Genomic DNA, 12,166 nt, shown 5'->3' with positions numbered 1-12,166 from the left:
GAGTTTAGCACGACGCCATACCTCCGCGGCTGCTTTTCATATTTAAACGTCAGCCTTTGAGTACTTTAAAAATTATTTTTTCTGCTTTTCAAATTGCTACCAAAATCATAGGAACAGTTCGTAACGTTGAGGTTAAGAGACCAAAGTTTATTCAAAGAGGCCAGAATCCGTAGTAAGGGCGCACCAAACCCTTGACGAATTCTACGCGCCACATTATAGCAGGCCGACTTTTCCAATACGGGGCCAGAGTTGCTAGCGCCGGACTTTTGGAGTCTGCGAATCTCTGGTTAACGATAGCGCTTCTGTTTTTACGTGGCGCCAGATTGAATAAAAAGGGTGATCCACATGGCACGCCGCTGTGAACTTACCGGCAAAGACGTGATGACTGGCAACAATGTCAGCCACGCAAACAACAGAACCCGTCGTCGGTTCTTGCCAAACCTCTGCAACGTTTCCCTCATGAGCGATACTCTGGGTGAAACCTACAAGCTGCGTATCTCTGCACACGCTCTGCGTTCTGTTGAGCACCGTGGTGGTCTGGACGCATTCCTCATGAAGGCAGCTGAAGCTGATCTGTCTCCTAAGGCACGCCTTCTGAAGACTGAAATTCGTCGTCGTCAGGCTGAAGCAGCTGCATAAGCTGCTGTTTGCTGACAGATGAATTCAGCGGTCAAGAATAATCCGACGCGCGCTATCGCACTCGGCATCATTGCGATGATGGTTGTGGTAGTCGCGTCGAATATTCTCGTGCAGTATCCTGTGCGGGGAATGCTTGGCCCTGTGGTGTTGGAAGACCTCCTTACGTGGGGTGCCTTCACCTATCCGGTTGCTTTTCTGGTAACCGATCTGATCAACCGAAACTTCGGTCCTAAAGCTGCGAGACGAGTCGTCTACGCAGGTTTTGCTGTTGCTGTTGCCCTTTCGGTTGTCTTTGCAACGCCGCGAATTGCTCTTGCATCCGGCTGCGCATTCCTTTTTGCCCAGCTTTTTGACATTGCCATTTTCCACCGTCTGCGCCACGGCGCTTGGTGGCGTGCGCCAATTGTCTCTTCCACGCTAGGTGCAATCCTCGATACCATCTTGTTCTTCGGCATTTCCTTCTCTGCATCGCTTGCCTTCCTTGGCAGCTACGATGCATTTGCCGTGGAAGCTGCACCGCTGTTTGGCTACTTCGCTCTGGAAGTACCGCGCTGGGTATCTTGGGCTCTCGGTGATTTCAGCGTTAAGATCCTCGTCGCGCTGTGTATGCTGGCTCCATACCGTATTTTGCTCAGCATCTTCGGTTACGGCCCTTACGCCGCCAGCCGAATCTAATTCATTCTCCCGTCTTAGCTATCCTTCGAACCTGCATCTTCATGCGGGCACACTCTTGTTGTATCTTCGCGTTTCAATAAAACGACGAGAAGCTTATGCCTCCTTTCGAGCAAATCTGGCAGGACTATCAAGGCGCGCTGCGTAGCTACCTTCGGGGACGATTGAAAAACCAGTCTGATGTTGATGATCTGCTGCAAGACATCATGATCAAGGTGCATAAAGGCCTGCCTGAATTGCAGGAGGCTCAAAGCCTTCCCGCATGGCTAAAACAAATCACCCGCAACACGCTAATTGATTATTACCGCAAGTCTGTTCCCGAGACAGAACTGCCGGAAGACCTTTCTCCTGACTTGGAAGAAGCCGGTGCCCTTGAGGATCTTGAGCGCTGCGTTGAGCCATTTTTGAAGGCCCTTCCTGAAGAAACAGCGGCCTTGCTGCGTGATGTAGAGCTGAACGGTCAGTCTCAAAAAGACTATGCTTCTGCTCACGGTGTTGCCTACTCGACTGTGAAGTCACGGGTGCAGAAGGGGCGAGAGCAACTGCGTCACCTGTTTGATCAATGCTGCCAGTTTGAGCAAAGTGCAAACGGGCAAGTGACTGATTTTTCAAGAAAATCAAAAAACTGCGATAGCTGCTGAATTATTTTTCGTCCTTTTTTCAAAGCGCCCGTCTTTATAGCAGTATCAATGAAAAGACGGAGCATACCGTGCTTAAGATCGTTAGCTTTAAAATCTGCCCATTTGTTCAGCGCATCACTGCCCTGCTGGAAGCCAAGGGCCTTGCCTATCAGGTGGAGTACATCAGTCTGAAGAACAAACCGCAGTGGTTTTTGGATATTTCGCCAACCGGTCAGGTGCCGGTGTTGATTACCGAAAGCGGTAAGGCGCTGTTCGAATCTGATGCGATTGCTGAGTACATCGACGAAATCAGTACGCCGCTCGAATCAGGTCTTACCCCAGAAGACAGGGCATACAACCGCGCTTGGAGTTATCAGGGCAGCAAGCACTATCTCGTGCAGTGTTCTGCTATGCGCAGCGGTGATTGCAAGACTCTGGAAGAGCGTGCGGCCAACCTTGATAAGGCATTTGCCCGCGCTGAAGCGCAGTTGGCTGAGGGGCCTTATTTCAACGGCACTGAACTCGGTAACGTTGACATGGCATGGCTACCATTGCTGCACCGCGCTGCGATTATCGAAAAGCACACGGACTATGATTTTCTGAAGGCTTTTCCAAAAGTGAAGGCGTGGCAGAAAGCTGTGCTTGATACAGGTATCGCAGAACGCTCTGTGAGTGATGATTTTGAAGCTGAATTTACCGGCTTCTATCTGTCTTCGCAGACCTATCTTGGCGGCGCTACTAGCTGCTCTACCTCTGCAGATGATGGCTGTAAAAAAGGCAGCTGCTGCTAAATAGAGCCGACAAAATTTCTCGGCGGTGGGTGGGTGCTCACCGCCGTAGTTCCAGTGGCCGGAAGTTGGAGGGCGCTTTTGTTGCCCTAATGGTTTATCAGGATCGGCAGCGCCATGATGTCCAGCATTTCCTTAGTGGCTCCACCAAAGAAGTACTGTTTGAAGCGGCTGTTGCTATAGCCACCCATCACCAACAGGTCTGCACTTAGCTCCTCTAGTCTGCTTTTGAGAATTTCCGCGACTGGTCTTCGCTGGTCGTTTATCACTTCGATATCGGCCGAAATACTGTGAGTTTTCAAGAACTCTTGAAGTTCGGTAAGTGAGTCTTCGTCGAAGTAGGAACCATCAGAAATTGCCGCAATAACCACGCGATCTGCTTTGTGTAGCAATGGCAGCGAGGCGTACATTGCCGTGAACGCTGAGCCGGTATTATTCCACGCAATAACAATGGTTTTCGGTTGGAACTCTTGATCATATTCTGCCGGAACAACAATCACGCTTGTACCGGTGTCGAGGATCATCTCCTCAATGAGAGCATAGCGAAGGGGCTCTTCTGATGCAGCGCTGTCTTTAGCAATGACTGCAACGTCGCTAAGGCGGATTGTGTTTATCAGCTGGTCGAGTGGCTCGCCAATAACATGCTGTTTGATTTGAAGCTTGGGTTCTATGTCGCGCTCGTGACAATAGCTCTCGCATGTCTTCAACGCCGATTGGATCTGCGAGTTCTCAGCTTCTCCAGCGAACTGCTGCGCGCTATTTGCGCGGAGTGGGCGCGGTTGCTTGAAGTCGATAGCAAGCGCCTTCAGTTTCCCTCTAGGGGAGATCAGCAGTCCTTTGGCGACCTGCAACGCTGGCTGTTTGCCCGAACTATCAAGAACGACGGTGACGCTTCGAATACCCATGACATGTTCCTAACCTGTTGTTCCCATTGAGGAGGCGGCAAAACAATCAGCGGACGCTCATTGTCTGGCATGGCTACGTCAGGTGCCATGTCCTTAGGACTTGAATCCTCTCGTCTATCCAGAAATTTCGCAATATGTGTGAGATACTTACAGCGGCTGACGAACGGCACGATCAGCTGTCGAGCCGGAACCGTAGCAGCAAGTTGCGCTGAATTATGAAGCGATTGTCGTCTGATAACAACGTGATGATGGTTTCGCCATGCTCGTTTTTATGGGCGGTGATCGCTTCCATATTGTCGATTTGGTAGCCCATATCGGCTGCAAGTAAAATCTCGCCTTCAATGACAGCGCCGGGCTTAATCAGGCTCGGATCAACGCGCCGTATGCGCATATGCAGCCCTTCGCGAAGCGTAAACAAGCGCTCCAGAATGAGAAGGTCCCCATCAGGGGTGAAGGTTGCATCGGTGACATCAAAGTTGCCCATGCGCTTTACGGTAAATGCGCCGGGTTGCTCGCCGCCGATAATGTAGGCTGGCCGATCAGAGTCAAAGCCTGCGCCGCGTTCGGCAAAGAGCAGAACAGCGCCTGCTAGAGGGCTGTCAGCAGGAGCCGCCGCCAGAGCCTCAATGCCCTTGTTGTTGCCAAGGCCCTTTAATGCGGCAGGTAAGTCAACTTCCTCAGGCTTATCGTCCAGCGTTAGCGGGAACGGATAGACGAGCATGCCGCCTTTGCCTTCGTAGGATGCCCAGATGTGTTTTGTGTTGCCGGTGGTGCGAAGCGTAAGGGCCTCTACATCGCGCTGGGGCGTGCTGTGGAGAGGTTTCCCTTCCTTGCTAAGCATCGGTGCGATTTGTGCGTTCTTGAGCGTCAGCGGCTTTCCACTGTCTGTCTGGTCGAGATCTGCGGTGATCCAGTAGCCACCATCCGTTGCCAAGATCACCGAGGTGCCGCCATCCAGTGTAATTGCACCGGAGATGCCGCCAAAATCATCATTGCCAGACCAGAATTCCAGACCGCCCAAATAGAGAAGGGGGCCGAACTGGTGCAGGTTCGGTTTGCCAATGCGGAAATGGGTGATTTCGTGCTGCTTTACGCTGACAGGCTTTGCGTAAGTGGGCCGGGGCAGAACTGCAGCAGTAAGTGCCACAACTGCACAAGCAGCCCCGGCGGCCAGTCCACGAAGGAGTGATCGCCGGGAACGCTTCATTAGCGACGCCCGCGCTTGCCGGAGGCGGTGTTGCTGTTTTCGTCAAACAGGTCAGCAAGCTGATCTGTCATCGCGCCTGCCAGCTCTTCTGCGTCGATAATCGTTACCGCACGGCGGTAGTAGCGGGTCACATCGTGGCCGATACCGATGGCGATAAGCTCAACAGGAGAACGGGTTTCGATTTCCTCGATAACCTCGCGCAGATGCTTTTCCAGATAATTGCCCGGGTTAACCGAGAGCGTGCAGTCATCCACCGGCGCACCGTCGGAAATCATCATGAGGATGCGGCGCTGTTCAGGGCGTCCCAGTAGGCGCTGGTGTGCCCAGTTAAGCGCTTCACCGTCGATGTTTTCTTTCAGAAGGCCCTCACGCATCATCAGGCCGAGGTTGCGTTTGGCACGACGCCATGGCGCATCCGCAGACTTGTAGATGATGTGACGCAGATCGTTAAGGCGGCCCGGCTGTGCCGGTTTACCGTCTTTCAGCCACTGCTCGCGGGACTGTCCGCCCTTCCATGCCTTTGTGGTAAAGCCGAGGATCTCGACCTTCACACCACAACGCTCCAGCGTTCTGGCCAGAATGTCGGCGCAGGTTGCTGCAACGGTGATCGGGCGACCACGCATGGAGCCGGAGTTATCTAGCAACAGCGTTACCACGGTATCGCGGAAGTCGGTATCCTGCTCCCACTTGAATGCCAGCGGCTGAAGCGGGTCGATAACAACACGGTGCAGACGCGCAGGGTCAACGATGCCTTCTTCAAGGTCGAAGTCCCAAGAGCGGTTCTGCTGGGCCATCAATTTACGCTGTAGTCGGTTAGCAAGGCGGGAAACCGCGCCGGAAAGTGAAGCCAGTTGCTTATCAAGGAAGCCGCGCAAACGGTCGAGTTCTGCTTGGTCGCACAGCTCTTCAGCCGTAACGATCTCGTCGAATTGACGCGTGTAGGCGCGGTATTCTTCCTTGTTGTACTGGTTGGAGAACGGATGCTCGCGGGGTTGTTGCTCCCCGGCTTCTTCCGACCCGTCGGCCATATCCTCTTCAGCGATTTCCTGAAGTTCGGAATCGGCGCCGTCGGTTTCTCCGTCTTCGACCTCTTGACCGGAAAGCTCCATGTCTTGAGGTGCACCTTCCTGCTCGCCGGAATCTTCATCCGTCTCGCCGGTTACATCGGTGCGCTGATCCTGCTCGCTGTTGCCTTCCGCATCATCTTCGTTTTCGTCATCGGAGTTGTCGCCCAACTCGTCAGCCATTTCCAGATTTACGAGAAGGTTGCGAAGCTGGTTGGCGAACTCAACCTGATCCTCAATGCGAGTGACCAGCTTGTCCATTTCGCCAGCGGCTTTCTGCTCCACCCAGTCACGCCACAGGTCCACGACCTTGCGGGCGCTCTTTGGAACAGGGCGTCCTGTCAGACGTTCGCGCACCATTAGCGAAATAGCATCCTGAAGGGGCGCTTCTTCACGGCTGGTGATGTTGGCGAAGTCGCCTTTCATGTAGCGCTGTTCAAGCATGGCGTCGATGTTGTCACCGACACCAACCATTCTGTTGGAACCCAGCGCCTCGCAGCGGGTTTGCTCCACTGAGTCGTAAATCGCTTTTGCGTTGGAACCGATTGGGCTGTGCTTTGCGTGTACGCCAGCGTTATGGCAGGCAAGGCGCAGAGCCATTGAGTCAGCTGTACCGCGCACGGCTGCCACGTCCGAGCGGCTCATGCGGCGACTCGGCTCAGGCAAGCGTACTTTCTGGCCCGTTATCCCAGACCGGTCTACGGTAAACACCACCTCCAGCTCGGCATTGCCGGCAATGGCCTTCACAGTGGATCCAATGGCCTGTTTCAGCGGTTCCGTGGGCGAGGGCTGCTTGTGTGCGGAATTGCTGCGGCCTGTCATAGCTGGCCTCAGCTCATAACTACGTTGGCAGCAGATTCCGGCAGCTCTTCACCAAAGCAGCGCTGATAGAACTCGGCAACAAGCGGCTGTTCCATCTCGTCACACTTGTTGAGGAAGGTGAGGCGGAAGGCAAAGCCGATATCACCGAAGATATCCGCGTTTTCAGACCATGTGATCACGGTACGCGGGCTCATGACGGTGGAGATATCGCCGTTGATGAAAGCGTTACGGGTGAGGTCAGCAACGCGAACCATCTTGGAGATGATGGAGCGACCTTCAGCACCCTGGAAGTGCGGGGACTTCGCCAGAACGATTTCAACTTCGTTGTCGTGTGGCAGATAGTTCAAGGTGGTCACGATAGACCAGCGGTCCATCTGGCCTTGGTTGATCTGCTGTGTGCCGTGGTAGAGGCCGGATGTGTCACCAAGGCCGACGGTGTTTGCAGTCGCAAACAGGCGGAAGGCTGGGTGAGGACGGATCACGCGGTTCTGGTCAAGCAGGGTCAGGCGACCCGATACTTCCAGAACGCGCTGGATCACGAACATTACGTCCGGACGGCCTGCATCGTATTCGTCGAACACCAGAGCGACGTTGTTCTGCAGGGCCCAAGGCAGGATACCGTCTTTAAATTCTGTGACGGTGAGGCCTTCTTTGATGACGATAGAATCTTTGCCTACCAAGTCGATACGGGAGACGTGGCTGTCGAGGTTGACGCGCACGCATGGCCAGTTAAGGCGGGCTGCTACCTGCTCGATGTGGGTTGATTTACCGGTACCATGATAACCGGTCACCATCACACGGCGGTTGCGGGCAAAGCCAGCCAGAATAGCCATAGTCGTGGCTGGGTCGAAAAGGTAGTCCTTGTCGAGGTCTGGCACATGCTCGTCTGCCTGAGAAAAGGCAGGCACGACCATATCGGTATCAAGGCCAAAAACGTCGCGAACGGAAATTTCGGTATCAGGCAATTTTTCAGGGCTAGTCATCGTATTCGTCATCTATCCTCCGCGCCCGCCCAAAATTCCTCGACGGGATAGCGGTAAAACTGGTTCCTGTAGCGCCTATACGCAGCTCAGCAAAGTCCGGCCTTCTTTAAAGTGTTGTAGGCTTGGATGACTTCGCGCAGGCGGTCTTCGCATGACCGGTCACCGCCGTTGGCGTCAGGATGGTGTATTTTTACGAGTTCTTTATAACGCGATTTGATCTCAGCGCTAGTTGCTGTTTCGGTTAAGTTCAGTGCCTCGAGTGATCTTTTCTCAAGAGCAAGCACCTTGCGTCTTGGCTTTTGTGGTGCGCGCTCGCCGCGTCCGGCAAAGAAATCATGCGGGTCGTTCATGTCCGGCTCGCTCTTGCTGCCACCGGCTGCAAAGTTGTCGGAGTTCACGCCCATTTTCCAGGTTGGACGGTGCCCGGTTGCCGAATCCTTTTGGTAGGTTCGTACGGCGTCGTCATCCATCCCGTTGAAATAGTTATAAGATTTGTTGTAGGCTTTGACGTGGTCAATACAGAAACGGAAATACTGACCTTCTTGATCTCGCCCTTTCGGCGCGCGGTGAACCCCCGGGCGGTCGCAACCTTCCCATTCGCATTGCGGGGTATTGCGCTGCGTTGCACGTTCCTTATCCGGCTTAACGCGAATACTGTCGAAAATGGACGAATTTAGCTTCATGTTCCGCTTTCAGAGCCCTGAGTAGTTATTTAGTCTCGTAAATTCGAGAACCGCCATTGATAATTGGAATCGGGTTCGAAAGGCAAGGGCTTGACCCGCCTTTCGTTGCCATTGATAGAGGTAGGCATGGCACAAAAAGATATCATATTCTCCAAGCTTGCTGCAGCGTTTTCGCCGCAGTCACTTGAAGTCATCGACGAATCCCACCTGCACGAAGGGCATGGCGGTTGGCGGGAGGGGGGAGAAACCCACTTCCGCGTTAAAATTGTTTCCACAGAGTTCAGTGGGAAAAGCCGCGTCGCCATTCATCGGGCAATCAACGATTGTCTAGCGGAAGAATTGGCCGGAGGCGTCCATGCGCTGGCAATTGATGCCAAAGCTTCCTGACAGTTTCACTAAAAACAAAACCCGCAGCGGATACTGCGGGTTTTGTTGTTTCTAACCGTTAATTCGGGCGGGAGAGAGGCATCATCCTCAGGCGGGTAATGCGGTTCTTCTCTTTCTTCAGCACCGTGAAACGGAACCCGTGGAAGGTGAAGACCTGTCGCTCCTCGGGGATCATTTTGGCTTCGTGGATCACAAGACCTGCGATGGTCGTTGCTTCCTCGTCCGGTAGATCCCAGTCGGTTGCGCGGTTAAGGTCGCGGATCGGCACAGAACCATCAACAATCACGGAGCCGTCTGCCTGCGGGTTGAGGCCCGGCACTTCGGTATCGTGTTCGTCGGCAATCTCACCCACGATCTCTTCCAGAATATCTTCCAGCGTCAGAAGGCCCATCACTTCGCCGTACTCGTCAACAACGAGAGCAAAGTGGCTCTTGCGCTTCAAGAAGGCGTTAAGCTGGCTCTGCAGGCTGGTGGTATCTGGAATGAACCACAGCGGGCTGATGACCTTCGCCAGATCAAACTGGGAGTAGTCGCCCTTTACATCGGCCAGTGCGCGCAAAACGTCCTTGGCATGCAAGATACCGATGAAGTTATCAGGGTTATCGCGCCAGATCGGAATACGGGTGTACGGGCTGGACAGCACTTCGTTGATCAAAACGTCTGCTGGCAAGTCGGCGTTGATGGTCAGCAGCTTGGTGCGGTGAACCATAACGTCGGACACCTCCAGCTCCACAAGGTCCAGCAGGCCGCCGATACGGTCGCGGTCAGCCTTAACAAGGCCGCCTTCCTTGTGTTGCAGATCGACGGTGCCGCGCAGCTCTTCGTGAGCGGAAAGAACAGCCTGAGACTGATCAATACGTACGCCGATCATGAGCAGAACCATACGCACGATGAACTGGATAGCCAGAACAAACGGGTTCAGCACCGCTACAAGCACACGTACGAACGGTGCAACAGCCAGCGCAAAGCGGTCAGCATTGCTGATCGCCAGTGTTTTCGGCAGAACCTCAGAGAAGATCAGGACGGAGAGGGTCATGATCAAGGTCGCGTAAGCCACACCCGCTTCACCAAAGGTTTTGAGAAGCAGGGAGGTTGCCAGCGCGGACGCCAGAATGTTCACGAGGTTGTTGCCCAGCAACAGAGCGCCAATGAGCTGCTCTTTTGCCATGATCAACTTGGCAACGATGGTTGCCTTCTTATCGCCGGACTTCTCCAGCTGGTGCATCCGGGCGCGTGAAGCTGCGGTCAGTGCAGTTTCCGAGCCTGAGAAAAAGGCGGAAAGCACCAGAAGAACCAAGATGCTGCCAACGGAGGCCCAAAGCGGTAATTCGGTCATTAATTCAGCTTTTCTTCAAGGAGGGCACGCAAAGGGGCGGCCTCAACAGTTTTATCCACGTAGGATGCGCCTACACCTTTTACAAGGATAAAGGTTAGCTGACCGTGACTTACTTTTTTGTCCTGAGCGATCAGGTCCATAAAGAGGTCGGTGGAGGGCAGCTGACCCGGAATTTGTGAGATGGATATAGGCAGACCAACAGCCTGCAAGTGCGCTTTTACACGATCAACATCGTCTTGGGTGCAGTGGCCTAGCTCTTTGGAAAACTCAAAGGCCAGAACCATGCCGATGGAAACGCCTTCACCGTGTACAAGACGTTCGGTTTCGTATTCGACTGCGCCTTCCAGCGCGTGGCCGAATGTGTGGCCAAGGTTCAAAAGGGCGCGGTTGCCAGCTTCGAACTCATCTTCAGCCACAATGGCAGCCTTGGCACGGCAGGAATGGGCAACAGCGTAGTTGCGCGCCTCGCCGCCTTCAAAGACTGCTTCATGATTTGCTTCCAGCCAGCTAAAGAACTCTGGATCGTTGATCAGACCGTATTTGGCTACCTCTGCATAGCCAGCGGCAAAGTCGCGGCGTGGCAGGGTATCAAGGACAGCTGTATCTGCGATCACCAAAGATGGCTGATGGAAAACGCCAATCAGGTTTTTGCCGTGCGTGGTGTTGATGCCGGTCTTGCCGCCAACAGAACTATCCACTTGAGACAAAAGCGTTGTCGGAATCTGCACGAAGTTCATGCCACGGCGCACAACACCTGCAACGAAACCGGTGAGATCACCCACCACACCGCCGCCAAGGGCGATCAGCGCGTCGCCGCGCTCAAGGCGCAGGGCAAGCACTTCGTTGCAAACCTGTTCGAAAATTTCAAAGCGTTTGGATTTTTCACCAGCCGGTATGACGATGGTGCTGTAGGCAATGCCAGCGCGTTCCAGCGAGGCTTCCAGCGTTTTGAGGTGAAGACCGGCGACAGTCTCGTCAGTGATGATGGCTGTACGTGCCTTTGGCAGGCAGCGAGCAATTTCAGAACCAGCGTTTTCTATAAGACCGCGACCGATGAGAATCGGATAGGAACGTTCGCCCAGATTAACGGTAACAGTGGTAATGCTTTGCTCTTCAATTGCCATTTTTATTGCTCCGCCTCGGGCGCCCGCGGAAGGCCTTCTTCCAGCGCCTTGAGAATCTCTTCCATAACAGCTTCGTGGGTCACATCGCGGGACCAGATGGTCATATCCGCCTGCGCGTAGATCGGGTAGCGCTCGTCCATGAGCTTTCTCATGGTGCCTTCCGGATCTGCGGTTTGCAGCAGAGGACGGGTAGGGCGCTTGCGCACACGCTGCATGATGACAGGCAGTTCAGCTTTCATCCATACGGAAACACCCGCCTCTTTAATACGGGCGCGGGTTTCATCGTTCATAAATGCGCCGCCACCTGTGGCCAGCACATGCGGGCCTTCGCCCAAAAGGCGAGAAATGACCCGTTTTTCTCCCTCACGGAAATAAGGTTCACCGTGCTCTTCGAAAATCTCTTTAATCGTGCGGTCTGCCGCCCGTTCGATTTCCGCATCTGCATCAATAAAGGGAAGCGATAGATACTGAGCCAAACGGCGCCCCACCGTTGACTTCCCACACCCCATAATCCCCACAAGGACAATCGATTTGTCGCCAAGCCGCTGAATGATATCCTCGGCTCTTCTCTGGCGCGCGTCTGTTTTGCTCTCAGTGGCGCTCACGCCAATGCCCTCATTCACTCGGTTCTCTCAGGGATTGCTTTGACAGTATATAGGTAGGGTCTGTCAAGCGTCGAGGCAGCGACCTTTAATTCTCCTCCCTTAAATGCCCTGTTTGCTTGTTGGTGGTCTGCTGCTATTGGTGGGGAACGCCAGACACTCTGCATTTTCGGAGATGCGAAATCCACAATGCCTACTTTAACCCGTTTGCTTTCTTTGATTGGCCTGATTGTCGTTAGTGTTGTTTTGGTTATGTATGCGCTTTCTACCTTCGTCGAGCCGACCCCACGCGAGATAACGGTCGAGATCGAAAGACCCGATTTTGGAAAGTAAT

Annotated in this window: 14 protein-coding genes; 6 read left to right on the top strand and 8 right to left on the bottom strand. The window is 53.8% G+C overall.

The window, feature by feature from the left end; all coding sequences use genetic code 11:
• Nucleotides 1-345: 345 nt before the first annotated feature.
• The 4 genes from rpmB (at nucleotide 346) to E1162_RS13725 (ending at nucleotide 2,722) form a co-directional block, all read left to right on the top strand.
• Entirely contained in the window at nucleotides 346-639 is a 294-nt protein-coding gene (gene rpmB / locus E1162_RS13740; RefSeq protein WP_155132084.1) for a 50S ribosomal protein L28, read from the top strand.
• An 18-nt stretch (nucleotides 640-657) separates the two neighbouring features.
• A complete protein-coding gene (locus E1162_RS13735) occupies nucleotides 658-1,314 on the top strand; it encodes a queuosine precursor transporter (protein ID WP_155132082.1) in 657 nt (218 codons plus the stop codon).
• Nucleotides 1,315-1,409: 95 nt separating this feature from the next.
• On the top strand, nucleotides 1,410-1,952 hold the full coding sequence (sigZ, locus tag E1162_RS13730) for an RNA polymerase sigma factor SigZ (protein ID WP_155132080.1): 543 nt from the start codon (nucleotides 1,410-1,412) through the stop codon (nucleotides 1,950-1,952).
• Nucleotides 1,953-2,020: 68 nt separating this feature from the next.
• Nucleotides 2,021-2,722: a glutathione S-transferase family protein gene (locus tag E1162_RS13725; RefSeq protein ID WP_371311943.1), complete on the top strand. Its 702-nt coding sequence runs from the start codon at nucleotides 2,021-2,023 to the stop codon at nucleotides 2,720-2,722.
• A gap of 86 nt (nucleotides 2,723-2,808) precedes the next feature.
• On the opposite strand, the gene E1162_RS13720 is transcribed toward E1162_RS13725, so the two are convergent.
• From E1162_RS13720 to E1162_RS13700, 5 genes are all read right to left on the bottom strand, one after another.
• The gene (locus E1162_RS13720; RefSeq protein ID WP_155132076.1) at nucleotides 2,809-3,624 is read right to left on the bottom strand and encodes a universal stress protein; all 816 of its coding nucleotides are present in this window, start codon (nucleotides 3,622-3,624) and stop codon (nucleotides 2,809-2,811) included.
• 172 nt (nucleotides 3,625-3,796) lie between these two features.
• On the bottom strand, nucleotides 3,797-4,831 hold the full coding sequence (locus E1162_RS13715) for an esterase-like activity of phytase family protein (protein WP_155132074.1): 1,035 nt from the start codon (nucleotides 4,829-4,831) through the stop codon (nucleotides 3,797-3,799).
• Nucleotides 4,831-6,717, bottom strand: a complete 1,887-nt coding sequence (gene cobT / locus E1162_RS13710; RefSeq protein WP_155132072.1) for a cobaltochelatase subunit CobT — start codon at nucleotides 6,715-6,717, stop codon at nucleotides 4,831-4,833. The genes E1162_RS13715 and cobT overlap by 1 nt, the downstream gene beginning before the upstream one ends.
• An 8-nt stretch (nucleotides 6,718-6,725) precedes the next feature.
• Complete coding sequence (gene cobS / locus E1162_RS13705; protein ID WP_155132069.1) at nucleotides 6,726-7,712, bottom strand: cobaltochelatase subunit CobS; 987 nt, start codon at nucleotides 7,710-7,712, stop codon at nucleotides 6,726-6,728.
• Nucleotides 7,713-7,786: 74 nt separating this feature from the next.
• Nucleotides 7,787-8,383 carry a J domain-containing protein gene (locus E1162_RS13700; protein ID WP_155132062.1) on the bottom strand — a complete coding sequence of 199 codons (597 nt, stop codon included), beginning with the start codon at nucleotides 8,381-8,383 and terminating at the stop codon, nucleotides 7,787-7,789.
• 126 nt (nucleotides 8,384-8,509) lie between these two features.
• Between E1162_RS13700 and E1162_RS13695 the strand changes: the two genes are divergently transcribed.
• Nucleotides 8,510-8,770 (top strand): BolA family protein, encoded by a 261-nt coding sequence (locus E1162_RS13695; RefSeq protein WP_155132060.1) that lies wholly within the window; start codon nucleotides 8,510-8,512, stop codon nucleotides 8,768-8,770.
• A gap of 58 nt (nucleotides 8,771-8,828) precedes the next feature.
• Here the strand turns inward: E1162_RS13695 and E1162_RS13690 are convergent, their stop codons facing one another.
• The 3 genes from E1162_RS13690 to E1162_RS13680 are packed head-to-tail and all read right to left on the bottom strand — an operon-like array spanning nucleotide 8,829 to nucleotide 11,853.
• Nucleotides 8,829-10,106: an HlyC/CorC family transporter gene (locus E1162_RS13690; RefSeq protein ID WP_155132058.1), complete on the bottom strand. Its 1,278-nt coding sequence runs from the start codon at nucleotides 10,104-10,106 to the stop codon at nucleotides 8,829-8,831.
• On the bottom strand, nucleotides 10,106-11,230 hold the full coding sequence (gene aroB / locus E1162_RS13685; protein WP_155132056.1) for a 3-dehydroquinate synthase: 1,125 nt from the start codon (nucleotides 11,228-11,230) through the stop codon (nucleotides 10,106-10,108). The genes E1162_RS13690 and aroB overlap by 1 nt, the downstream gene beginning before the upstream one ends.
• A gap of 2 nt (nucleotides 11,231-11,232) precedes the next feature.
• Nucleotides 11,233-11,853 carry a shikimate kinase gene (locus E1162_RS13680; RefSeq protein ID WP_371311942.1) on the bottom strand — a complete coding sequence of 207 codons (621 nt, stop codon included), beginning with the start codon at nucleotides 11,851-11,853 and terminating at the stop codon, nucleotides 11,233-11,235.
• A 168-nt stretch (nucleotides 11,854-12,021) separates the two neighbouring features.
• Here E1162_RS13680 and E1162_RS19585 point away from each other — a divergent pair, with 168 nt between their 5' ends.
• The gene (locus E1162_RS19585) at nucleotides 12,022-12,165 is read left to right on the top strand and encodes a hypothetical protein (RefSeq protein WP_257098997.1); all 144 of its coding nucleotides are present in this window, start codon (nucleotides 12,022-12,024) and stop codon (nucleotides 12,163-12,165) included.
• Nucleotide 12,166: the final 1 nt, after the last annotated feature.

This window comes from Pseudovibrio flavus, from assembly GCF_009711345.1.
GTDB lineage: Bacteria > Pseudomonadota > Alphaproteobacteria > Rhizobiales > Stappiaceae > Pseudovibrio > Pseudovibrio flavus.
This window is presented reverse-complemented; position numbering and strand designations above follow the sequence as displayed.